Raw genomic sequence first — 22,820 nt, forward strand, 5'->3', positions numbered from 1 at the left:
CGAAACAGACGGCAGGTTTGGGGAGCATGCCGTGACGCCGCACAACGAGGCAGGTAAGGGCGATTACGCCGCAACAGTGCTGCTGCCGGGCGATCCGCAGCGCGCCGAATGGATGGCGGAAACCTTTCTGGAGGCGCCGCGCTGCGTCAACCGTCGCAGGGAGGCCCTCGGTTTTACCGGCCTGTTTCGTGGCAAGCCCGTCAGCATCCAGTCCACCGGCATCGGCGTCTCGTCATTCCTGATCTACGCGCATGAATTGTTGGACTTTCATGGCGTCAGGACATTGATCCGCACGGGTACCTGTGGTGGCCTGACTGCCGCGGCCAAACTGCGCAGCCTGGTGATTTCGCAGTCGGTGCGGGGTGAAAGTGCGCAGAGCGGCCAGGTCTTCGGGCTCTATGGCGCCGACGCCGGCCCGGATCCGGCGCTGTTTGCCTGGGCGTTGGCCAAGGCTGCCGAGTTAGGCGTCGAACATCAGGCCGGGCTGACGGCCTGCAGCGATATATTCTATCATCCTGAGGGACGTGCCCGCTTTGCCGATGCGCAGGCCCATGGCGCGCTCGCCGTCGATATGGAGACCAGCGCGCTCTATCGCATCGCGGCGCATTTCGGCGCCCGGGCGCTGTCGATCCTGACCGTCGTCGATAATGTGGTGACCGGCGAGCAGACCGACTATTCCGAACGCCAGGCGCTTTTCACCGACATGACCCGGCTCGCGCTCGATGTCGCGAGCGAAAGTTAAGCTGCTTGCCGCTTCTGGGCCGTGTGTTCTTCGATGCCCGGCCGATGGCCGCGCAGATAGAGCGCACAGGTCGTGCGCAACATCGACGCGAAGTTCGGAATCTGGCCATTGATCTCGATAGCCTCGTCATAGAGCTTCGAGATGAATTTCGGCGTCGTCAAACCCTGGCTGTCGGCGATCTCGTCGAGCAAGGCCCAGAACGTCGCCTCGAGCTGGATGCTGGTCGAGTGCCCGTCGATGCGGATCGATCGGTTGATCTGTCGATAGCCCTCCGGATCCTGCCCGGCAAAAACCCTGCACATCGTTACCTCCCGTTCTTATTGGTCTTGGCCGTTCTTGTTGATTTTGGGCGCAAAACAGCAGCGATTCGCGCCTTTGAGCAATGCCTATCGTGTCCAATTATCTTCGGCCGGAAAGCGGAAAACAGCAATCGGACTTTCGTCCTTAGGCGGTCTCCTGTCCCATTGTCGGATTTGCGCGTGGTAATCGGCTGCCACCACCTTTGCCGCGACCCGCGCATAATCACGCAGACGCGCATAAGCGCTGCTGCAACGGAGTGTCATTTGGCAAAGGCGATCCACACCATGATCCGGGTTCTGGACGAGGCCCGGTCCGTCGACTTCTACCGGAGAGCCTTTGGGCTGGACGTCGCTGAACGGCTCGATTTCGAGACCTTTACACTCGTCTATTTGAGCAATGCCGACGCGGAGTTCGAAGTCGAGCTCACCGTCAACAAGGGCCGGCAGGAGCCTTATGCGCTCGGCGACGGCTACGGCCACCTCGCGGTTTCGGTCGCCGATCTGGACAGCGAACACGACCGGCTTGGTGCGCTTGGCCTGAACCCGAAGAAGATCGTCGAGTTCAACCGCGACGGAGCGCTGCTCGCGCGCTTCTTCTTCATCGAGGATCCCGACGGCTACAAAATCGAGGTTCTGCAGCGCCAGGGCCGGTTCAAATAGGGGGACATTACGGCCGCGCCGGCCAGCGCGGCGCCAGCCACGGCACCTTCGGGTGCATATAGCAAGCAAGGGAGGAACAAATGGTCACCATCTATGAGAGAAAGCTCGGGGAGAGAAAGCCCGGGCTATCGCGGCGCGAGCTTCTGAAGCGCGGCGGTGTCGGCGCGTTGCTGGTCATTTCGGGCAGTGCCGTCATCAGCCCGGAACATGCCTGGGGTCTCGAAACATCCGCGCTCAAGCCCGAAACCATGGCAACCTTGATCCAGATGGCGCGTGACATCTACCCGCACGACCAAGTGCCTGACAAATATTACGCAATCGCTGTCAAGGCGCATGACGAGCAGGCCGGCAAGGACCCTGCCCATAAGGACCTCATCGAAAACGGCATCGCCGATCTCGACTTGAAGTCGGGCAAGGACGGCTACACCGGTCTCGGCTGGGAGGAGCAGCGCGTTGCTGCGCTGAGACAGATCGAGGACACGCCGTTCTTCCAGGCAATCCGCGGCGGGCTTGTCGTCGGCCTCTACAACCAGAAAGAGGTCTGGCCGATCTTCGGCTACGAGGGCGAGTCCTACTCCAAGGGCGGCTACATGGCGCGTGGGTTCGACGACATCGAGTGGCTCTGAGCCCCGTCATACCAACCGCGTACAATAAACATCATGGGAGGAAACCATGGCAGCACCATTTGATCTCAAGAACGATGGCGTGGTCGTCATCATCGGCTCGGGCGCCGGCGGCGGCACGCTCGGCAACGAACTTGCCCAGAAGGGCATCGATGTCGTCATCCTGGAGGCGGGCGGGCGTCACGAATACGAGGATTTCATCAACGACGAGTGGGATTCATTCGCCCAGCTCGCCTGGACGGACAAGCGCACGACCTCGGGCGACTGGCGGGTGGCGAAGGATTTCCCCAACCTGCCGGCGTGGATCGTCAAGGCTGTCGGCGGCTCGACCACGCACTGGGCGGGCGCATCGCTGCGGTTCCAGGAGCACGAATTCAAAACGCTTTCGACCTACGGAAAACTGGAAGGCGCAAACCTGCTCGATTGGCCGATCACGCTTGCCGACCTGGAGCCCTACTACGCAAAGGCCGAAGACAAGCTGGGCGTGACGCTCACCAACAACATCCCAGGACTTCCCGGCAACAACAACTTCAAGGTGATGAAGGCCGGCGCCGACAAGCTCGGCTACAAGGAGTGCCACACCGGCCGGATGGCGATCAATTCCGAGCCGCGTGACGACCGCAATGCCTGCCAGCAGACCGGCTTCTGCTTCCAAGGCTGCAAATGGGGCGCCAAATGGTCGACGCTGTATACCGAAATCCCCAAGGGCGAGGCGACCGGCCACCTCGAGGTCAGGCCAAATGCCATGGCGATCAAGATCAACCACGATGCGTCAGGCAAGGTGACCGGCGTCGTCTATGCCGACAAGGACGGCAAGCTGCAGGAACAGAAGGCCCGCATCGTTGCCGTCGCCGGAAACTCGATCGAGAGCCCGCGGCTGCTGCTCAACTCGGCATCGAGCCAGTTTCCCGACGGTCTCGCCAATTCGTCGGGGCAGGTGGGCAAGAACTATATGCGCCACACCACGGGCTCGGTCTACGGCGTCTTCGACAAGCCGGTGCATATGTATCGCGGCACCACCATGGCGGGGATCATCCGCGACGAAGCACGCAACGATCCTTCGCGCGGCTTCGTCGGCGGCTACGAACTCGAGACGCTCTCGCTCGGCCTGCCGTTCATGGCCGCCTTCCTCAATCCCGGCGGTTGGGGACGTTCCTTTACCACGGCGCTGGATCACTACGACCATATGGCCGGCATGTGGATCGTCGGAGAAGACATGCCGCGCGAGGAAAATCGCATCACGCTGCATGCCGATATGAAGGACGAGCACGGCATGCCGGTGGCGGACGTGCATTTCGACGACCATGCCAACGACACGGCGATGCGCGACCACGCCTACAGCCGAGGTTCGGCGCTTTACGCAGCGGTGGGCGCAACGCGGACCTTCCCGACGCCGCCCTATCCATCGACCCACAATCTCGGTACCAACCGGATGAGCGAAAAGGCGGCCGACGGCGTCGTCAACAAGCATGGCCAGACGCACGACATCAAGAACCTGTTCGTGTCGGACGGCAGCCAGTTCACCACTGGGGGCGCCGAAAATCCGACATTGACGATCGTGTCGCTGGCGATCCGCCAGGCCGACTATATCGCCGAACAGATGTCGGCGAAGAGCATTTAGCCATATCCTCCCGACTGCCTGCGGTGCGGAACCCAGCAAGGTTCCGCGCCGGTTTTTTTCGCCATCTCAACGTTTTGTGCAGGTCGAGGCGGTGAAGGCGCCGTCAGGCTGCTTCATGATGATGTCGAAGGAGGGCCTGGTTTGACCGTCCAGGGTGGCCTGCGTCAGCGAGATTGAGTTGCCGCCTGCCGTATAGCCGCCTAGCGGGCCCAACCAGGTGATCTCGCCATTAGCATCCATCTGATAGTTGTAGCCCTGTTGAACGGTTCCGAAGGTCACTGGGCCGCTATAGATATTTCCCTTGATGGTGATGTCGCCGAGGCTAAGGAACATGCCAAGCAGATAGACCTCGCAATGATAGGTCCCGTCCGGCAGTTTGCCGTCGGTGAAGTCTGCGCGTGCGCCTCCGGCGGTCGCGACCGAAAGCAAGATGCTGAAAATAAAAGGAATCCTGAAAGCCATGGCGTCGCTCGCGTGAGATGCGAGCTTGCCCCATTTCCCCGCGGCACTGCAACATTTGTCGTTTGCCGTCTTCGGCATGTGCCAAGGCTCAAAATTTAAGCACCGAACGAGATCTGGGCAAAATCTAGGCAAGGGTGCGTAATTTTTTCTCAATCAGACTTTGAGGGGCGCCGTCCATATTCGGCGGCTAATATATTAACCGGCTGATAGGGCTAGGAAAACTCAGTGCGCTTACCCTTGCTCCCGCGGTTGGCACAGCCGTTGCATGGTCTGTTTGCGATGCGATCAACCAGCTTGGGAGTTTGAATATGAGGGGCAGTTTCTCGACAATAACAAAGGCGTTTTCGGCAAGCGTGGTGGCCGCCGGCCTGCTGATGAGCGTCCCAGCCAAGGCGGCTGAGGACACGATCAAGGTGGGTATTCTCCATTCGCTGTCGGGGACCATGGCGATTTCGGAGACGACGCTGAAGGACGCCATGCTGATGCTCATCGAGGAGCAGAACGCCAAGGGCGGCCTGCTCGGCAAGAAACTCGAAGCGGTCGTCGTCGACCCGGCGTCCAACTGGCCGCTGTTCGCCGAAAAGGCTCGTGAGCTGATCTCCAAGGACAAGGTCGCGGCGGTGTTCGGTTGTTGGACCTCCGTGTCCCGCAAGTCGGTGCTGCCGGTGTTCAGCGAACTCGACAACATCCTGTTCTATCCCGTCCAGTATGAGGGCGAGGAGAGCGAGCGCAATGTGTTCTACACCGGTGCGGCGCCGAACCAGCAGGCTATTCCCGCCGTCGACTATCTGATGAGCGAAGACGGCGGTTCGGTGAAACGCTGGGTGCTTGAAGGCACCGACTACGTCTACCCGCGCACCACCAACAAGATTCTCGAGGCCTATCTGAAGGCCAAGGGCGTCGCCGCCGAAGACATCATGGTCAACTACACACCGTTCGGCTTCTCCGACTGGCAGACCGAAGTCTCGGCGATCAAGAAATTCGGCTCGGCCGGCAAGAAGACCGCCGTCGTCTCGACGGTCAATGGCGACGCCAACGTGCCGTTCTACAAGGAGCTCGGCAACCAGGGCATCAAGGCGGAGGACATTCCGGTCATGGCCTTCTCGGTCGGCGAGGAAGAGCTTGCCGGCCTCGATACCGGTCCTCTGGTCGGTCACCTTGCCGCCTGGAACTATTTCCAGAGCGTCGATACGCCCGAGAACGAGAAGTTCATCGCCGACTGGCACAAGTTCATTAAGAACGACAAGCGCACCACCAACGACCCGATGGAAGCCCACTATGTCGGCTTCAACATGTGGGTGAAGGCGGTCGAGAAGGCCGGCACCACCGATCCCGAAAAGGTCATCGATGCCGTGATCGGCGTCTCGGTGCCGAACCTGACCGGTGGTTATTCGACCATGATGCCGAACCACCACATCACCAAGCCGGTGCTGATCGGCGAAATCCAGGCCGACGGCCAGTTCGAGACCGTCTCGCAGACGCCTGGCCTGGTGATGGGCGACGAGTGGTCCGACTTTCTGCCTGATTCGAAGGACCTGATCTCCGATTGGCGCGCGCCTCTGTCCTGCGGCAACTTCAATGTCGCCACCGGCAAGTGCGGCGGCAAGGGAACCAACTGATCCTCCCGGGTCTGACCGGTCGTGAATTCTCCACGACCCAGACCGCGTAGCGTCCGGGCGAACTCATCCTCTCCTCCAGTCCGCCCGGACGCGAATTTCAACTCTTCAAGAGACGCCAGAAACCGATGATCTTCATCCGCGCGATTGGCCTGACGCTGCTCCTTCTCCTGGGGATGCTGTTGCAGTCGAACGCCGCCGAAGCCGATCTGCGCGCCATCATCGCCAAATTTGCCTCTGCCTCGAATTTCTCGGCGATCGAAGCTGTCGTGCACGAGCTCGCGGCCACCGGCGACCGTGTCGTCGAACGCCCGCTTGCCGCGCTTGCCGAAGGTCGTCTTTACGTCCGCAAGGCCGATTCCCTGGTTTTCGTCGGCAAGGAGGGCGGCGCCGGCATTGAACTGCTCGACCCGCTGAGCGGTGCAAAGTCCGGCGACGCGGCCAAGGGCGACATCACCAAGGTCAAGGTCAACAACACGCTGCGCCGCGCCATCCGCGATGCGCTGGGCACGCTGACGCTCGGCGCGAAAGATCCGGCCGCGCGCATTGCCGCCGCCGACACCATGTTCAAGACGCCCGATGCCGCAAACATCGAGCCGCTCGATGCCGCGATCGCCAATGAGACCGTGGCAAGCGTCAAGGCGCTGCTCGAACAGGCCCGCGCCGCATCGGTTCTCGTTTCCGACGGGCCGGAGGCCGACAAACTGGCGGCGATCGCCCTGATCGGCGCGCGCGGCGACCGCGACGCGCTGTCCCTGCTGACCTCCGTCGAGGCCAATTCCGACAGCACGGTCAAGGACGCGGCGACGGCGGCGATGGCCAGGATCAATTCGACTTTGGCGCTATGGGATGCGGGCCAGAACGTCTGGTACGGCATCTCGCTCGGGTCGGTGCTGCTGCTGGCGGCGATCGGCCTCGCCATCACCTTCGGCGTCATGGGCGTCATCAACATGGCGCATGGCGAAATGGTCATGCTCGGCGCCTACACCACCTTTGTCGTGCAGGAAGTGATCCGCAGTTCGTTTCCCGGCCTGTTCGACTGGTCGCTGGTCATCGCGCTGCCGCTCGCCTTCCTCGTTGCGGCGCTCGTCGGTCTTGTCATCGAGCGCGGCGTCATCCGTTTCCTCTACGGCCGGCCGCTGGAGACGCTGCTGGCGACATGGGGTGTCTCGCTGATCCTGCAACAGGCGGTGCGCACCATCTTCGGGCCGACAAACCAGGAGGTCGGCAATCCGTCGTGGATGTCCGGTTCGTTCGATATCGGCCAGCTTGCCGTGACCTGGAACCGACTCTGGATCCTTGTCTTCTCGCTCTGCGTGTTCGCGGTGCTGCTTTATGTGATGAAGCGCACACCCTGGGGCCTGCAGATGCGCGCCGTCACTGCCAACCGCCGCATGGCCGCCTCCATGGGCATCAGGACGCCGTGGGTCGACGCGCTGACCTTCGCGCTGGGTTCCGGCATCGCCGGCATTGCCGGTGTCGCGCTCAGCCAGATCGACAACGTCTCGCCCAATCTCGGCCGGGGCTATATCATCGACAGCTTCATGGTCGTCGTCTTCGGCGGCGTCGGCAATCTCTGGGGCACGCTGGTCGGCGCCTTCTCGCTCGGCATCGTCAACAAGTTCCTCGAACCCTATGCCGGGGCGGTCCTCGGCAAGATCGTCGTCCTGGTCCTCATCATCCTGTTCATCCAGAAACGTCCGCGCGGCCTGTTCGCGCTGAAGGGCAGGGCGGTGGAAGCATGATTACGGGACGCTTCTTCGCCGCCGGTGCCGACCGCCGCATCGCCGTCACGATCTTCATCCTTCTGGCGGTCGCCATCATCGTGCCGCTGCTCAATCTCGCGGTCTCGCCGACAAGTGCGTTCTACGTGCCGTCCTATGTCGTCGCACTCACCGGCAAGTATCTCTGCTACGCGCTGCTGGCCTTGGCGCTCGATCTCGTCTGGGGCTATTGCGGCATCCTTTCGCTCGGCCACGGCGCCTTCTTCGCGCTCGGCGGCTATGCGATGGGCATGTATCTGATGCGCCAGATCGGTTCGCGCGGCGTCTACGGCAATCCGCTGCTGCCGGACTTCATGGTGTTCCTGAACTATAAGGAATTGCCATGGTTCTGGTACGGTTTCGACCATTTCTGGTTTGCCGCGGTCATGGTGCTTGCGGTGCCTGGCCTGCTCGCCTTCGTCTTCGGCTGGTTCGCCTTCCGCAGCCGCGTCACCGGCGTCTATCTGTCGATCATCACCCAGGCGATGACCTACGCGCTGCTGCTTGCCTTTTTCCGCAACGACATGGGTTTCGGCGGCAACAACGGCCTGACCGATTTCAAGGATATCCTCGGCTTCAACGTGCAGGCCGATGCGACGCGCTCGGCATTGTTTGCGGCCAGCGCCGTCACGCTCGCGCTCGCCGTCTTCGTCACGTGGGCAATTGTTGGCTCCAAATACGGCAAGCTGCTGATGGCGGTGCGCGACGCCGAGAGCCGTACGCGCTTTCTCGGCTGGCGAGCGGAGAACGTCAAGCTGTTCGCCTTCACCCTATCGGCGGTCATGGCCGGCATCGCCGGCGCGCTCTACGTGCCGCAGGTCGGCATCATCAATCCGGGTGAGTTCGAGCCATCCAATTCGATCGAGGTCGTGGTGTGGGCGGCCGTCGGCGGGCGCGGCACCATCGTCGGGCCGATCATCGGCGCGCTTCTGGTCAATGCCGGCAAATCCTGGTTCACCGGCGTGGTGCCGGCGTTCTGGCTGTTTGCGCTGGGCGGACTGTTTGTCGCCGTCACGCTCTTTCTGCCCAAGGGCATTGTCGGCATGTGGGACTCCTGGCGTGGCAATGCCAAGGCGCTGCGGGCAGCCTCGATCGCCGAGGAAGCCGGCACCGACGCTGACGCGCCGCCGCCGAAGATCGTTCGCAGCGCGGCGAGGACGCCCGTCGACCGGTCCGCGTCCGGCCCCGAACCGCAGCCGGCGGAGTGAGCGATGTCGAAGTCGAACACCATCCTCTATCTCGACGGCGTCTCGGTTTCCTTCGACGGCTTTCGCGCCATCAACAATCTGTCGCTGGTGCTCGACAAGGGCGAGATGCGCGCGATCATCGGTCCCAACGGCGCCGGCAAGACCACGATGATGGACATCGTCACCGGCAAGACCCGGCCCGACGAGGGCGAGGTTTTCTTCGACGGCCAGGTCGACCTGACGAAACATGACGAGGCCGACATCGCCATGATGGGCATCGGCAGGAAATTTCAGAAGCCGACGGTCTTCGAAAGCCATACGATCGAGGAGAATCTGATGCTGGCGCTGAAAGGCCCACGCTCGATCTTCCCGGCGCTGTTCCATCGCCGCTCGACCGCCGAGGCGCGGCGGATCGACCACATCCTCGGCATCATCCGGCTCGGCGACAAGCGCGACGAACTCGCCGCCAATCTCAGCCACGGACAGAAGCAATGGCTCGAGATCGGCATGCTGCTTGCGCAGGACCCGAAGCTGTTGCTGGTCGACGAGCCGGTTGCCGGCATGACCGACGCCGAGACCGAGGAAACCGCGCGGCTGCTCAAGGATATTGCGCGCGACCATTCGGTCATCGTCGTCGAGCACGACATGCATTTCGTGCGCGAACTCGGCGTCAAGGTCACCTGCCTGCACGAAGGCTCGGTCCTGTCCGAAGGCACACTCGATTTCGTTTCGGCCGACGAGCGCGTCGTCGAAGTCTATCTGGGGAGATGACCATGGTCTGGCGCGTTCCGTTCCATCGTTTCGACCTTTCGTTCTTCAGGCGTTGGAGAAGGCGCTGACCATGCTCGAAGTCTCCAACGCCACGCTCCACTATGGCGCCGCCCAGGCGCTGCGCGGCGTCTCGCTCAAGGCCGGCGCGGGCAAGATCACCTGCGTGCTTGGCCGCAACGGCGTCGGCAAAACCAGTTTGATGAGATCGATCGTCGGCCACCACCGGCTGACGAGCGGAAGCGTTGCCTTCGAGGGGAAGGCGCTCGACCGGAGCGCGGCGTATGACCGCGCCCGGTCGGGCATCGCATTCGTGCCGCAAGGCAGGGAGATCTTTCCGCTGCTCACCGTGCGGGAAAACCTCGAATCGGGCTTTGCGCCATTGAAGCGCGCCGATCGCAACATTCCCGGCCACGTCTTCGAACTGTTCCCGGTGCTGAAGCAGATGCTCGCGCGCCGCGGCGGCGACCTTTCCGGCGGCCAGCAGCAGCAGCTTGCCATCGGCAGGGCGCTGGTGATGCGGCCTAAGCTCTTGGTGCTCGACGAGCCGACCGAAGGCATCCAGCCGTCGATCATTAAGGATATCGGCCGCGCCATCCGCTATCTGCGCGACCAGGCAGGCATCGCCGTGCTCCTGGTCGAACAGTATCTCGATTTCTGCCGCGAGCTGGCAGACGAGGTCAACATCATGGACCGCGGCCAGATCGTTCATACTGGTCCGGCCGAGGATCTCGACCGGGCGGATGTCAGGAAATTCCTCACGGTGTAGGGTCCGTCTCGTCGTCATCCTGGGGCGGAGCAAGAAGCGCAGCGACGCGGCGCAGACCCCAGGATCCATGCCGTGACATTGGTCGAAGGGTGCGTCGGCGAAGAGGAATGCCGCTCTCCAGCGCGTCCTTCGATCCGCAGCTCTACACCGCCGCGATGCTCTAACGTCACGGGCATGGATCCTTGGGTCTTCGCTCCGCTTCGCGTTCGCTACGCCCAAGGATGACGAAGTCACGGCTCAGTCTTTCTTCAATCCCACCCTTTGCAAACTCTGGCGCGCTGAAGATTGCATGCTAATCTTTACTTGGCCTTGTTGAGTCGGCCGCTTTCCGTATCAGTCTCGGTGACGATCAAGGTGAGGCACGGGCTCAGCTGGCATGTCCATGCAGGCAGCCTCCGTCCCGCGATCTGATCGTCGTTCGACGCATTTGGGGCACTTGGCCAGGGACAGCCGATGGAACGCTACTTCGAAGACTACCAGAAACGACGACTCACCGAGCGCGTCGACATCATCACGGCCATCAACATTCTAAAATCCCAGGGATACGACCACGACGAGCTGATCGCGGAGATCACCAAGGTCTTCTATGTCGACCTCGATACCTACAACGAAGTCGTGATGGCGGCGGCATAAGGGCTGACGGAAGGGGCAGGTACGCGTGCCGCCAAGCGGCTAGCTTGCGCGTCGGAATGTCGAGGCCGCGACGCGATTGCGACCGCCGCGCTTGGCGGCGTAGAGCGCCTTGTCGGCGGCGCTGAGCACCTTATCGAAGCTCATGCCGTCGTTGCTGCCGAAAGCGTATCCGGCACTGACCGTACATGTCAGGTGACGGGTTTCGGTCTCGATGACGCGCGCGGCGAAGGCGGTGCGTATGCGCTCGGCGGTGAGATCCACCGTTTCGGGCAGGGTACGCCTCAGAACCAGCGCGAATTCCTCTCCGCCCATGCGCGCGGCGACATCGGTCGGGCGAAGGTTCTCGGCGAGTTCCTCGGCGAACACTTTCAGCACTTGATCGCCCGTAGCGTGGCCGAATTCGTCGTTGATCGCCTTGAAACCGTCGAGATCGAACACGACCACCGCCGTGAAAGCTCCGATCGGAGCGCCGCCATTGAGATCGAACAGCGCGCGCCGATTGAGAAGGCCGGTCAGCGGATCGGTCAGCGCATTAAGACGGTGATGTCGGGCCAGACGGCCCTGGTTGAGCGCCAGCGAAAGGGCGCCGATACCGGTCATGCTGGCGATGACTACGACGAGACTCAGATCCTCGGCCCAGTTGCTGGGCGCATGTCCAAGGACGAGCTTTCCATCCCATGCAAGAGCCAAGGCACACAGCACGAAGGACATCGCGGTGGCCGAGTAGAGCACGGCGAGCCCGATGATCGGGACAGGGGCCTCGGTGCGTCCTATCCAGTACTGATAGGCGGCCGCAAACAGAAGCAGGGCGGCAAGCAGGTTTTCGAACATGAAGCCGAGCCCGTCATATCCGAGCGCCATCGGCGGCAGTGCTATGGCGAGCGAGATGCAGCTGCCGAAAACCGTCAGCGGGATTGGCGACCGGCCGCTTCTGAACTGGTAAGCGGCGCCCAGCATGGTCGAGAACCCAACCAGGAGCAGGGTGAATGTCGCGATGCCGAGGATGCGTCCAGGCGTCTTGATGTAGTCTTCGTAGGTAACGACGTCGCCGACGATCAGCAAAGCGCTGATCGCCCATGTCAGCAGGAACTTTTCAGTTCGTGCGGTCAGCCAGATGCCGAACAACGTCAGGCTCAGGCAGGCGGCGGAAAAACCGACAGCCAGCAGAAGTGAGTTGTAGTCGAGCGACATGCCCCTCGTCCTTGCCCGCACCGGTCCTGCGACTTTGCCTGGCGGGATTCATGCAGCAAGGAGGTATCGATAAGGTTACGATGGCGACAAAGGGGCCACGATTCGAGGCCGTCAGCCCGCGACCCGCTTCATCAGCGCCATGGCGCCGAACGGAGCGCGGACCTTGCCCTCGGTGATGAAGTAGACGAACACATCACGCGGTTTTACCGGCGCGTCGGTCGCAGGGTCGGCGCGCGGCAGGTCGACCGGCACCTTGCCTTCCGCCCAGGTTTTGGCGCGCGCCGCCCATTCGTCGAGCGCCTTCGGCGTGTAGCAGTCGGGATTGTCGTCGCTGCCGGTCTGCAGCCGCGCATAGATGAAATCGCCGGTGACGTCGGCGATAGCAGGATATTTGGCATGATCGGCATAGACGATTGCGACCTTGTATTTGCGCGCCAGCGCGGCGAATTCCGGCACGATGAAGCTGTCATTGCGCACCTCGACCGCATGGCGCAGCGCAACGCCGTCCTGCTTTTCCGGTAAAAGCTTCAGGAAGGCCTCGAAATCGTCCGGATCGAACTTTTTCGTCGGCGCGAACTGCCACAGGATCGGCCCGAGCTTGGCGCCCAGTGCGGCGACGCCCGACCCCAGGAAGCGCATCATCGATTCACCGGCCTCGCCGAGCACGCGGCGGTTGGTGACGAAGCGGTTGCCTTTCAGCGAATAGACGAAATCGTCCGGCGCCTCGTTTGCCCATTTGACGAAGGTCGGTTCCTTGAAGCTCGAATAATAGGTGCCGTTGACCTCGATGCTCGGCACCTGGCGGGTTGCATAGTGCAGTTGCTTCGCCTTCGACAGTTTGTCCGGATAGAGGGCCGTGTCCCACGGCTCGAAGGTCCAGCCGCCCATGCCGGCGCGGATTTTTCCTGATTGGGTCATTGTCGTCCTCCCGAATTCTGAAGTGGATCAGGCGATAGCGGCGGTCCCGATGAGTTTCGCCATGTCGACCACCGTCCATCCTGGCCGGTATGGATTGGGCCGGCGGCCTGTTTCGCGAAAACCATAGGCTGTGTAGAGCGCGATGTTCCGCTCCATCTTCGCGTTTGTGTAGAGTCGCACCTCGGGCAGGCCTCCCAGCCGTGTCTGTTCGTCCGCGTGATTGAGCAGGGCGGTGCCGAAGCCCTTACCCTGAAAGGCTGGCGCGACTGCGACGCTGAAAATCATTGTGTGATCCGGATGCCGTTCGAGAACCAGCAGGCCGCCCGGCTCGCCGTTACTCTCCAGCAGCCAGACCTCGCCGCGCTCGAGTCGGGGCGCGTAGTTCTCGGTGACCGGGATCGGCGGCGCGCCGAGCAGGGCGGTGTAGGACGCGTAGGCCGCAGTGGTGAGTGCGACGACAGCATCAAGGTCACCGGCAAGCGCCCTTCTGATCTTCATTGAAGGTCCTTCCAAACGCCACCACCCGGTCTGCCTGTTCACTCCGCCGCTTCGCGCTTGCCTCCGGGACGCCGCTCCAAAAGTTCCCTCAGGAACTGGCCGGTGTAGCTGCGCTTCTCGCGGACGATGTCCTCCGGCGTGCCGGACGCCACCAGTTCGCCGCCGCCGTCGCCGCCCTCGGGGCCGAGGTCGAGCACCCAGTCGGCGGTCTTGATGACCTCGAGATTGTGTTCGATGACGACAACCGTGTTGCCCTGGTCGACCAGCTCGTGCAGCACTTCCAAGAGCTTGGCGACATCGTGGAAATGCAGGCCGGTGGTCGGCTCGTCGAGGATGTAGAGCGTCTTGCCGGTCGCCTTGCGCGACAGTTCCTTGGCCAGCTTGATGCGCTGCGCTTCGCCGCCCGACAGCGTCGTTGCCTGCTGGCCGATATGGATGTAGCCCAGCCCAACCTGCTTCAGCGTCTCCAGCTTGTCGCGCACGCCGGGCACGGCGGCAAAGAAATCGACGCCTTCCTCGACCGTCATGTCGAGCACGTCGGCGATCGACTTGCCCTTGAACACGACGTCGAGCGTCTCGCGGTTGTAGCGCTTGCCATGACAGACGTCGCAGGTGACGTAGACGTCCGGCAAGAAATGCATCTCGATCTTGATGACGCCGTCGCCCTGGCAGGCCTCGCAGCGGCCGCCCTTGACGTTGAACGAGAAGCGGCCGGGCTGGTAGCCGCGCGCCTTGGCTTCCGGAAGGCCGGCGAACCAGTCGCGGATCGGCGTGAAGGCGCCGGTATAGGTGGCGGGGTTGGAGCGCGGCGTCCGTCCGATGGGCGACTGGTCGATGTCGATGACCTTGTCGAGGAACTCCAGCCCTTCGATGCGATCATGGTCGGCCGGATGCTCGCGCGAGCCCATGATGCGGCGCGACGCGGCCTTGAACAGTGTTTCGATCAGGAAGGTCGACTTGCCGCCGCCCGAGACGCCGGTGACGGCGGTGAAGGTGCCGAGCGGGATTTCGGCGGTGACGTTCTTCAGATTGTTGCCGCGAGCGCCGACGATCTTCAGGCGCCGGTTCTTCTTCGCCTCGCGCCGCATCGCCGGCGTCGCCACTTCGAGCTCTCCGGACAGGTACTTGCCGGTGATCGAGGCGGGGTTGGCCATGATCTGCCGCGGCGTTCCCTGTGCTATGATGTGGCCGCCATGGATGCCGGCGGCAGGACCGATATCGACGACATAGTCGGCATGCAGGATGGCGTCCTCGTCATGTTCGACGACGATCACCGTGTTGCCGATGTCGCGCAGATGCTTCAGCGTGTCGAGCAGGCGGGAATTGTCGCGCTGGTGCAGGCCAATCGACGGTTCGTCCAGCACATAGAGCACGCCGGTGAGGCCGGAGCCGATCTGCGAGGCCAGCCTTATGCGCTGGCTCTCGCCGCCCGACAGCGTGCCGGAATTGCGCGACAGCGTCAGGTAGTCGAGCCCGACATCGTTGAGGAAGCGCAGCCGCTCGCGGATCTCCTTGAGCACGCGCACCGCGATCTCGTTCTGCTTCTCGTTGAGCTGGGCCGGCAGCTCGGTGAACCACTGGTCGGCCTTGCGGATCGATTGCTCGGTGACCTCGCCGATGTGCATTCCGGCGATCTTCACCGCAAGCGCCTCCGGCTTCAGCCGGTAGCCGTGGCAGGCCGGGCAAGGCGTCGCTGACATGAAGCGCTCGATCTCCTCGCGCATCCAGGCGGATTCGGTCTCTTTCCACCGCCGCTCCAGATTGGGGATGACGCCCTCGAAGGTCTTGGTCGTCTTGTAGGAGCGCAGCCCATCATCATACTGGAAGGTGATCTCGCGCTCGCCGGTGCCATGCAGGATGGCTTGCTTTGCTTCTTCGGTCAGATCCCGGAACTTGTCGCCGAGCTTGAAGCCATAGGTCTTGCCCAGCGCTTCCAGGGTCTGCGCGTAATAGGGCGAAGTCGATTTCGCCCACGGGCTGACAGCGCCGGCGCGCAGCGAAAGATTGTCGTCGGGCACGATCAGGCTGGCGTCGATGGCGCGCTGGCTGCCCAAGCCGTCGCAGGTCGGGCAAGCGCCGAACGGATTGTTGAAGGAGAACAGCCGTGGCTCGATCTCGGGAATGGTGAAGCCGGACACCGGGCAGGCGAACTTTTCCGAAAAGAGAATACGTTCGTGCGTCTCGTTCTTCGATTTGTTGACCGAATCCTCGCCGGTCTGGCTGGCGTCGAGCGGCCGGTCGGCGAATTCGGCAACCGCCAGCCCGTCGGCCAGCTTCAGCGCGGTTTCGATGGAATCCGCAAGCCGCGTCGCCAGGTCGCCGCGCACCACGATGCGGTCGACGACGACGTCGAGGTCATGCTTGTACTTCTTGTCCAGCGCCGGCACGTCGGCGATCTCGTAGAAAACGCCGTCGACCTTGACGCGCTGAAAGCCCTTTTTCTGCAGTTCCAGCAGTTCCTTGCGGTATTCGCCTTTGCGGCCGCGCACCATCGGCGCCAGGATGAACAGGCGCGTGCCTTCCTCGACCGCCAGCACGCGGTCGACCATCTGCGACACCGTCTGGCTCTCGATCGGCAGGCCGGTGGCCGGCGAATAGGGGATGCCGACGCGCGCGAACAACAGCCTCATGTAGTCATAGATCTCGGTGACGGTGCCGACCGTCGAGCGCGGGTTCTTCGATGTCGTCTTCTGTTCGATCGAAATGGCAGGCGACAGGCCGTCGATCTGGTCGACATCAGGCTTCTGCATCATTTCGAGGAACTGCCGCGCATAGGCTGACAGACTCTCGACATATCGGCGCTGGCCCTCGGCATAGATGGTGTCGAATGCAAGCGACGACTTGCCGGACCCCGACAGGCCGGTCATGACGATCAGGCTGTCACGCGGCAGGTCGAGATCGACATTCTTCAGATTGTGTTCGCGCGCGCCGCGAATGGAAAGATATTTATGGTCGGCCATCGCCGGTCGCCGCCTCAGATCTGGAATCTCGTGGGATGGCGGGTTGTCCCGGCCATCCCCTATGTAGGGTAATTTCGCCACCGTTTCGAGAGACGCCACAACTCTCGATCAAAGCCTTTAACCGTCTTTCGCGCGGGCAAGCAAGCGGAAAGAACAAAGACTGAACACGCTCCTGACATAAGCTGTGTACCAGCCGAGGTCTCACCAAGCGTCTGACGATCACATTTTTTGTAATCGGCTATCCAACTGTTGACGTCTCAGCCTCAGGGAGGCAGACTCCACACGTCACCGAAGCCGGCTGTCTTTCGATGGCCTCGCTGCCCTAAGGCGCCCTGCGAGACGCCGCAGGCTTTTGCGATATGCGCTTCGGACGGCACCAGTCGCAATGGACAGAAGAGGAGAGCAGAGGAATGACTCCACCGGACAGTCCCTTGAGGCTCCAGATGTCGCTGGAGCCGCGGCAGGCATAAGTGCCAGGGTAGGCGTATACGCCGCCCGACAAACCGTGACCTGCCTTACCCCAAAATCAGAGACTACTAGTCGGATCGTCGGCTGAACGCCGCGAAGCATCCGAAATCTAAGGCCGGCAGTGCACTCCCGGCAGATTGGATTTTAGATCCAAGAAAGCCCCGACCGCTTGTGTAAGCAGCGGCGGGGCTGTTCGTTTCAGATGGCGCAAGCGCACGAGTGCTTGGAGATTGTGGCAGCGATGCCTACCGCTGGGGCGCCTTGATCGCGCCGGCGCTGACATCCAGAGTTATGCTGCCGGAAATCCTGACATCGGTATCGCCGATCTTGAACTGGCTGTTGCCGCCGGCGGGCAGCGTGTCATCGGGTTCGGGCTGCGGTGTCGGCCTGGCGATCCGGTAGTCGCTGGTCACGCCGGGCAGGGCGCTCTTTTGCGTCGAATTGTCATCGGCAAATGCGTTGCCGGCCAGCAAGCAGGCACCAGCAAGGGTGGCGGCGACACGGTGCAATGAACTGGATGAACGGCTGTCGGTCATTGCGCGGACTATAGTGTCACGCCGCGCGCGAGGCCAGACCGGCTGCGATCAAATTGCCGCATATCAGCCGGCTTGCTTCACGCCGCCTTCTTGCGCGTATCGAAAACATGGTCGACGAGACCCCATGCCTTGGCTTCCTCGGCGGTCATGAAATAGTCGCGGTCGAGCGTGCGCTCGACCTCTTCGAACGTGCGGCCGCAGTGATGCGCATAGAGTTCGGTCATGCGCTTCTTGGTGCGCAGGATGCCTTCGGCGTGACGCTGGATATCGGAAGCCTGGCCCTGAAAGCCGCCCAGCGGCTGGTGCAGCACGATGCTGGTGTTGGGCAGCGCGATACGCCGGCCTGGCGTGCCCGCCATCAGCAGGAAGGAGGCCATCGAGGCGGCAAAGCCCATGCAGACCGTCGATACCGGGCAGGAAATGTACTGCATTGTGTCATAGATGGCGAAGCCGCTGGTCACCACGCCGCCCGGCGAGTTGATGTAGAGCGATATCTCCTTGTCGGGATTGTCGGATTCCAGCGACAGAAGCTGGGCACAGACCAGCGCCGACACGCCGTCGTTGATCTCTCCGTTGATGAAGACGATGCGCTCGCGCAGCAGCCGCGAGAAAATGTCGAAGGCGCGTTCTCCGCGGCTCGACTGCTCGATCACCATCGGCACTAGGTTGGCAAAACCGCTCATCGCTTTTCTCCGTTGTGTCGCTCAGGCCGCACGCAGGAAGAGGCGAGGCGTGTTCGCGGCAATGGTCTGTTTGGGGCCGTGTGCATTGAGCGAAAGCCGGCAACCGGCGCCCACTATCGCAACCGCAGCTACTCGCGCAAATCCATCGTGGACGATGCGCAGATGCGTGCCGCCCGACACGGTGCGGTCGAGCGTGAAGGTGACGATGCTGTCCAGTGGGCTGTCCGGTGGGCCGCCGAGCGGATCCGGCGCATCGCCTGGGGCCGGCCGCTCCCGCCAGGAGTAGCGCAGCAGGCGTTCGGGCTCGGCGTCGAGGATCTCGCACTCGATCGGCGCGTCCGGCCTGGTGAAGGCAAAGCGGCTGCCGATCTCGGGGTTGATGTCGTTCGGCATCATCCAGGCCGCAAGCAGGTCCGGCACCGTCAGCGCCCGCCACACTTTTTCCGGCGGGTCTGGAAGCTCGCACTCGAACTCGATCGAATCTGACGTCATTGGTCCATATCCTTCAAAACCGCCTTGAGCCTTTCGATACGCTCGGGCCAGAATGCACGGTAGCGCTCGATCCAGCCGAGCAGTGGGTCAAGCCCTTGCGGATCGGCACGATAATAGGCGTTGCGGCCGGCTCGCCGCTCGACCACCAGGCCGGCGCCGCGCAGCACCGCGAGATGCTGCGACACCGCCGGTTGCGACACTGTCATGCCGCTGCGCAGTTCCGAGACCGTCATCTCGCCGGCGGCGAGCCGCTCGTAGACGGCGCGGCGCGTTGGGTCGGAAAGCGCTCGAAAAATCTCTGCTTCAATCATGTTAGAAGCATAAGTCTACACTTATTGGTTTGGCAAGCGGTCTTTTCGCGCCCATATGAATGGCATGGAGATGGAGACGATTGCTGACATTCCTTGACAATGGCAGCCGAAGGAAATAGAACGAAAAGAGAACAAAAACCTTGTGGGAAAAAGCAGCCACAGCAGGCGGGGATTATCCGCAGCCTGTAAGGTGCGTGCGACAGAAATTTGGTTTCGGATGAGCGCGGAGAAGTATCATGGCGGGTAGCGTCAACAAGGTCATTCTGGTGGGCAATCTCGGGGCGGACCCGGAAATCCGCCGTTTGAATTCGGGTGACCCGGTCGTCAACATCCGCGTCGCCACGTCGGAAAGCTGGCGCGACAAGAATTCCGGCGAGCGCAAGGAAAAGACCGAGTGGCACAATGTCGTCATCTTCAACGACCAGATCGCCAAGGTAGCCGAGCAGTACCTGAAGAAGGGCATGAAGGTTTATGTGGAGGGCCAGTTGCAGACGCGCAAATGGCAGGACCAGACCGGCAATGACCGCTACACGACCGAAATCGTGCTGCAGAAATTCCGTGGCGAGCTGCATATGCTCGACGCGCGCGGGCAGGGCGAGGGCGGTCAGGTCGGCAACTATGCCGGTGGCGGCAGCAGCCGCGGTTCCGATTTCGGCCAATCAGGTCCGGGCGAGAGTTTCAATCGCGGCGGCGGCAATAAGGGCGGTGGTGGCGCCTCGCGCGAACTCGACGACGAAATCCCGTTCTGATTTCTCGGGGCGGATGGCTCTGCGTGAGCTAGCAACGCTAGTTGTTGAGACCATTCATTAGCGTCCCGAAAATCTGTCCTGGGTTTTCGGGACGCAGTGCATTTAAGCGGCGCGCGGTGAAAGGACGTATCAGGTGAAAGCACGGGTCAAATGGGTCGAGGAGCGCACCTTTGTCGGCGAGTCCGGCAGCGGTCACAAGGTGGTGCTGGGGACCGCGTTCGGGCCGGACGGCAAGACGCCGGGGCCGAGCCCGATGGAACTGGTGCTGCTCGGCACTGGCGGCTGCTCGGCTTACGATGTGGTCCACATCCTCGAAAAGGGGCGCGAGGCGGTCGAGGACTGCGTGGTCGAGCTCGACGCCGACCGGGCGGAGACCGATCCCAGGGTGTTCACGCGCATCCATATGCACTTCATCGTCAAGGGTCGGGCGCTCTCACCCGACAAGGTGAGGCGGGCAATCGATCTCTCGATCGAAAAATACTGCTCGGCTTCGGCGATGATGGCCAAGACCGCCGAGATCACCCACGACTTTGAAGTCATCGACACCACGGCGAAGTAGGGCACGTTCCTACCCCGCCATCAGCGCCTTGATGCCGTCGGCGACGAACTGCACGGCGAGTGCCGCCAGGATGACGCCGAGCAGCCGCGTCAGGATCGAGCGGCCGGTATGGCCGAGGATGCGGTCGATGCGCTCCGACAGAATGAACACCATGTAGGTGATGACCAGGCAGATCGCGATGATGCCGACAAGGGCCGCCTGGGCGCCAAAACCCTGAAACGAGCCGGACAGCAGGACGGTCGCTGAAATCGCGCCTGGACCGGCGATCAGCGGGATCGCCAGCGGAAAGGCGGCGATGTTGTGGATCATGTCCCTGGTGATGGCGACGTCGCCGATCTTCTCCTTGCGGTCCTGCCGACGCTCGAACACCATTTCGAAGGCAATGAAGAACAGCAGGAACCCGCCGGCGACACGGAAGGCCGGCAGCGTGATGCCGAACACCGACAGGATCGACGCGCCGGCGATTGCGAACAGCGCCATCACCAGAAAGCCGATGATAGAGGCGCGCACCGAAACCTGGTTGCGCTCTTCGCGGTTCATGCCGCGTGTCACGGCGAGGAAGAGAGGCGCCAGGCCGGGCGGGTCGATGGTCACGAGAATGGTGACGAAGGCGTTGAACAGGCTGTCGAAGCTCGGCATCTCTGACCCTCCCCGCCGGGCCGTGCCCGAGACCCTGCATTGGTAGAGCAAAGCAGCGTCAGGGGAAACCGTGCGATCAACTGTTGGTCGCGCGGCGCGCCAGGAACTCGACTTCGAGCCGCCAGGTGGCGCCGCCGTCCTGTGAGCGTTCGCCCAGCCAGCGGAACGAGTTTTCGGTGATGCGGGAAAAGCTCCAGCGTACCGAAGCGCCAGTGCCGTCTGCGCCTTGCTGGACGATGGTGTCACCTTCGGCGCGGCCGAGTTGGCGGCTGTAATATTGGTTGCGCGGATCGCTCCAGAAGATGTGCCAGGCATCGACGACGGGGTCATAGACACGCAATGTCGTGCCATAGAAGGTCCATTTGCCGAGCGAAGGCGAGGGGCCTGCATCGCGCGCCGGCAGGATCCATACGTCCTGGATCGCCTTGCCTTCAAGAACCCAGCCGAAATGCACCTCGCCGCGCCCTGTCAGCATCTGGCCGTCTTCGAGATGGCGCGTGGCATCGAATGTCCAGGCGCCGACGAAGCGGCCGTAAAGGTTCAGCTTTTCGGCAAGGTTCGCGGCCGGCCCGTCGCTGAGAAGGGCATCGGCAAAGGAAGATGAATTGAACATGGTTTCGGCCTCGTTCTGTCAGGAGACCAGCGGGATTAGGCCCTGGCAGCTTCTTGCGCTTGGGAAAAATTGCTATGTTTCAGCCATGGCAACCGCGCGGATTTTGACGTCTGGACCCGATTGGGAAGTGTCGGATGTGGTCTGCACCGCCGGCGCCGCCGACCCGCCGTTCGAGGAAGAGCATCGCAGCTTCTGCGTCGCCGCGGTGACCAGCGGCACCTTCCGTTACCGCGCATCCCAGGGTACGGCGATGCTGGCGCCGGGCGCGCTCCTGCTCGGCAATCCCGGTACATGCTACGAGTGCGGGCACGAGCATGGCGCCGGCGACCGCTGCCTCTCCTTCCATTTCGGGCCGGCCTATATGGAACGGATCGTCGCCGACGTGCCGGGCGTGAAGACGCTGGCCTTCGGGGCGCCGCGGCTGCCGTCCTTGCCAGCGCTGGCGCCGCTGCTGGCCGAGGCGGAAGCCGCGCGGGAGACAGCCGACATCGACGCGTTCGAGGAACTCGGTTTGCGCATTGCCGGCGCGGCCGTCACTGCCGCCTCCGGTGCCGCGCACGCCGGTCGGTCGCCGAGCCGGCGCGACCAGAAACGCGTCGCCGAAGCCGTGCGGCGTATCGAGCTTGATGCCGAAAGGCCGGTCTCGCTTGCCGAGCTTGCCAGCGAGACGGCGACCAGTCCCTACCATTTCCTGCGCACCTTCCGGCATGTAGCGGGCACGACGCCCTACCAGTTCCTGCTGAAAACCCGACTGCACAGAGTGGCGGTGCGGCTGCGCATGTCGGACGAGTCGATCTCGACGATCGCCTTCGAGGCAGGCTTCAACGATCTGTCGACCTTCAACCGCCGTTTCCGGCGCGTGATGGGGGAGGCGCCCGGCGCTTATCGGGCCCGCCGGCGAGGCGATAAAGTGCCGAACATATCTGCCGTTCCGGCTTTGTGAGGCCAAATTGCCCCAACAATGAGCTTGGCGCAGGCGGCCACGAAATGCGCCTCGGCCATATCGTCGCAATCATCGGTATCCTTTTGAAATCACCACAAAAATGGACATTGGAAAAGT

General features: G+C 62.4%; 25 protein-coding genes. 13 read left to right on the forward strand and 12 right to left on the reverse strand.

From position 1 onward, the window contains the following. Positions 1 to 31 precede the first annotated feature (31 nt). The gene (locus tag EJ066_RS22635) at positions 32 to 742 is read left to right on the forward strand and encodes a DeoD-type purine-nucleoside phosphorylase (RefSeq protein ID WP_126044010.1); all 711 of its coding nucleotides are present in this window, start codon (positions 32 to 34) and stop codon (positions 740 to 742) included. Here EJ066_RS22635 and EJ066_RS22640 read toward each other — a convergent pair. Next, positions 739 to 1,044, reverse strand: a complete 306-nt coding sequence (locus tag EJ066_RS22640) for a ribbon-helix-helix domain-containing protein (RefSeq protein WP_126041850.1) — start codon at positions 1,042 to 1,044, stop codon at positions 739 to 741. The genes EJ066_RS22635 and EJ066_RS22640 overlap by 4 nt on opposite strands. 261 nt (positions 1,045 to 1,305) lie before the next feature. On the opposite strand from EJ066_RS22640, the gene EJ066_RS22645 reads away from it, so the two are divergent. From EJ066_RS22645 to EJ066_RS22655, 3 genes are all read left to right on the forward strand, one after another. Beyond that, entirely contained in the window at positions 1,306 to 1,701 is a 396-nt protein-coding gene (locus tag EJ066_RS22645; protein ID WP_126041852.1) for a VOC family protein, read from the forward strand. A gap of 80 nt (positions 1,702 to 1,781) precedes the next feature. Further along, positions 1,782 to 2,327 (forward strand): gluconate 2-dehydrogenase subunit 3 family protein, encoded by a 546-nt coding sequence (locus EJ066_RS22650; RefSeq protein ID WP_126041855.1) that lies wholly within the window; start codon positions 1,782 to 1,784, stop codon positions 2,325 to 2,327. Between the two features lie 46 nt (positions 2,328 to 2,373). Further along, positions 2,374 to 3,945, forward strand: a complete 1,572-nt coding sequence (locus tag EJ066_RS22655; protein ID WP_126041857.1) for a GMC family oxidoreductase — start codon at positions 2,374 to 2,376, stop codon at positions 3,943 to 3,945. A 66-nt stretch (positions 3,946 to 4,011) separates the two neighbouring features. On the opposite strand, the gene EJ066_RS22660 is transcribed toward EJ066_RS22655, so the two are convergent. Beyond that, positions 4,012 to 4,407, reverse strand: coding sequence for a hypothetical protein (locus EJ066_RS22660; RefSeq protein WP_126044011.1), 396 nt, complete (start codon positions 4,405 to 4,407; stop codon positions 4,012 to 4,014). A gap of 308 nt (positions 4,408 to 4,715) precedes the next feature. Here EJ066_RS22660 and urtA point away from each other — a divergent pair, with 308 nt between their 5' ends. The 6 genes from urtA (at position 4,716) to EJ066_RS22690 (ending at position 11,143) form a co-directional block, all read left to right on the forward strand. Next, positions 4,716 to 6,026, forward strand: a complete 1,311-nt coding sequence (gene urtA, locus EJ066_RS22665; protein ID WP_126041859.1) for an urea ABC transporter substrate-binding protein — start codon at positions 4,716 to 4,718, stop codon at positions 6,024 to 6,026. Between the two features lie 125 nt (positions 6,027 to 6,151). Continuing rightward, positions 6,152 to 7,768: an urea ABC transporter permease subunit UrtB gene (urtB, locus tag EJ066_RS22670; RefSeq protein WP_126041861.1), complete on the forward strand. Its 1,617-nt coding sequence runs from the start codon at positions 6,152 to 6,154 to the stop codon at positions 7,766 to 7,768. Then, the gene (gene urtC, locus EJ066_RS22675; RefSeq protein ID WP_126041863.1) at positions 7,765 to 8,994 is read left to right on the forward strand and encodes an urea ABC transporter permease subunit UrtC; all 1,230 of its coding nucleotides are present in this window, start codon (positions 7,765 to 7,767) and stop codon (positions 8,992 to 8,994) included. Before urtB ends, urtC begins: the two co-directional genes overlap by 4 nt. 3 nt (positions 8,995 to 8,997) lie before the next feature. Then, positions 8,998 to 9,744 (forward strand): urea ABC transporter ATP-binding protein UrtD, encoded by a 747-nt coding sequence (gene urtD / locus EJ066_RS22680; RefSeq protein WP_126041865.1) that lies wholly within the window; start codon positions 8,998 to 9,000, stop codon positions 9,742 to 9,744. A gap of 70 nt (positions 9,745 to 9,814) precedes the next feature. Beyond that, entirely contained in the window at positions 9,815 to 10,510 is a 696-nt protein-coding gene (gene urtE / locus EJ066_RS22685; protein WP_126041867.1) for an urea ABC transporter ATP-binding subunit UrtE, read from the forward strand. Positions 10,511 to 10,963: 453 nt separating this feature from the next. Continuing rightward, complete coding sequence (locus tag EJ066_RS22690) at positions 10,964 to 11,143, forward strand: hypothetical protein (RefSeq protein ID WP_126041869.1); 180 nt, start codon at positions 10,964 to 10,966, stop codon at positions 11,141 to 11,143. A 39-nt stretch (positions 11,144 to 11,182) separates the two neighbouring features. On the opposite strand, the gene EJ066_RS22695 is transcribed toward EJ066_RS22690, so the two are convergent. From EJ066_RS22695 to EJ066_RS22730, 8 genes are all read right to left on the reverse strand, one after another. Next, positions 11,183 to 12,334 carry a GGDEF domain-containing protein gene (locus EJ066_RS22695; RefSeq protein ID WP_126041871.1) on the reverse strand — a complete coding sequence of 384 codons (1,152 nt, stop codon included), beginning with the start codon at positions 12,332 to 12,334 and terminating at the stop codon, positions 11,183 to 11,185. Between the two features lie 111 nt (positions 12,335 to 12,445). Beyond that, a complete protein-coding gene (locus EJ066_RS22700; RefSeq protein ID WP_126041873.1) occupies positions 12,446 to 13,252 on the reverse strand; it encodes a DUF72 domain-containing protein in 807 nt (268 codons plus the stop codon). A gap of 27 nt (positions 13,253 to 13,279) precedes the next feature. Continuing rightward, the gene (locus EJ066_RS22705; protein ID WP_126041875.1) at positions 13,280 to 13,750 is read right to left on the reverse strand and encodes an N-acetyltransferase; all 471 of its coding nucleotides are present in this window, start codon (positions 13,748 to 13,750) and stop codon (positions 13,280 to 13,282) included. A gap of 38 nt (positions 13,751 to 13,788) precedes the next feature. Continuing rightward, positions 13,789 to 16,710 (reverse strand): excinuclease ABC subunit UvrA, encoded by a 2,922-nt coding sequence (gene uvrA / locus EJ066_RS22710; protein ID WP_126041877.1) that lies wholly within the window; start codon positions 16,708 to 16,710, stop codon positions 13,789 to 13,791. A 713-nt stretch (positions 16,711 to 17,423) separates the two neighbouring features. After that, complete coding sequence (locus EJ066_RS22715; RefSeq protein ID WP_126041879.1) at positions 17,424 to 17,714, reverse strand: hypothetical protein; 291 nt, start codon at positions 17,712 to 17,714, stop codon at positions 17,424 to 17,426. Positions 17,715 to 17,791: 77 nt separating this feature from the next. Then, a complete protein-coding gene (locus EJ066_RS22720; RefSeq protein ID WP_126041881.1) occupies positions 17,792 to 18,397 on the reverse strand; it encodes an ATP-dependent Clp protease proteolytic subunit in 606 nt (201 codons plus the stop codon). A 21-nt stretch (positions 18,398 to 18,418) separates the two neighbouring features. Then, positions 18,419 to 18,889, reverse strand: coding sequence for an SRPBCC domain-containing protein (locus EJ066_RS22725; protein ID WP_126041883.1), 471 nt, complete (start codon positions 18,887 to 18,889; stop codon positions 18,419 to 18,421). Continuing rightward, positions 18,886 to 19,200, reverse strand: coding sequence for a metalloregulator ArsR/SmtB family transcription factor (locus EJ066_RS22730; RefSeq protein ID WP_029352885.1), 315 nt, complete (start codon positions 19,198 to 19,200; stop codon positions 18,886 to 18,888). Before EJ066_RS22730 ends, EJ066_RS22725 begins: the two co-directional genes overlap by 4 nt. Positions 19,201 to 19,436: 236 nt before the next feature. Here EJ066_RS22730 and EJ066_RS22735 point away from each other — a divergent pair, with 236 nt between their 5' ends. Beyond that, a complete protein-coding gene (locus tag EJ066_RS22735) occupies positions 19,437 to 19,949 on the forward strand; it encodes a single-stranded DNA-binding protein (RefSeq protein WP_126041885.1) in 513 nt (170 codons plus the stop codon). A 133-nt stretch (positions 19,950 to 20,082) separates the two neighbouring features. Continuing rightward, on the forward strand, positions 20,083 to 20,508 hold the full coding sequence (locus EJ066_RS22740) for an OsmC family protein (protein ID WP_126041887.1): 426 nt from the start codon (positions 20,083 to 20,085) through the stop codon (positions 20,506 to 20,508). 9 nt (positions 20,509 to 20,517) lie between these two features. Here the strand turns inward: EJ066_RS22740 and EJ066_RS22745 are convergent, their stop codons facing one another. Then, entirely contained in the window at positions 20,518 to 21,147 is a 630-nt protein-coding gene (locus tag EJ066_RS22745; RefSeq protein ID WP_126041889.1) for a MarC family protein, read from the reverse strand. 76 nt (positions 21,148 to 21,223) lie between these two features. After that, the gene (locus EJ066_RS22750) at positions 21,224 to 21,760 is read right to left on the reverse strand and encodes a hypothetical protein (RefSeq protein WP_126041891.1); all 537 of its coding nucleotides are present in this window, start codon (positions 21,758 to 21,760) and stop codon (positions 21,224 to 21,226) included. An 85-nt stretch (positions 21,761 to 21,845) separates the two neighbouring features. On the opposite strand from EJ066_RS22750, the gene EJ066_RS22755 reads away from it, so the two are divergent. Further along, positions 21,846 to 22,703 (forward strand): AraC family transcriptional regulator, encoded by an 858-nt coding sequence (locus EJ066_RS22755; RefSeq protein ID WP_126041893.1) that lies wholly within the window; start codon positions 21,846 to 21,848, stop codon positions 22,701 to 22,703. The last annotated feature ends 117 nt before the right edge of the window (positions 22,704 to 22,820 follow it).

This window comes from Mesorhizobium sp. M9A.F.Ca.ET.002.03.1.2 (assembly GCF_003952365.1).
GTDB lineage: Bacteria > Pseudomonadota > Alphaproteobacteria > Rhizobiales > Rhizobiaceae > Mesorhizobium.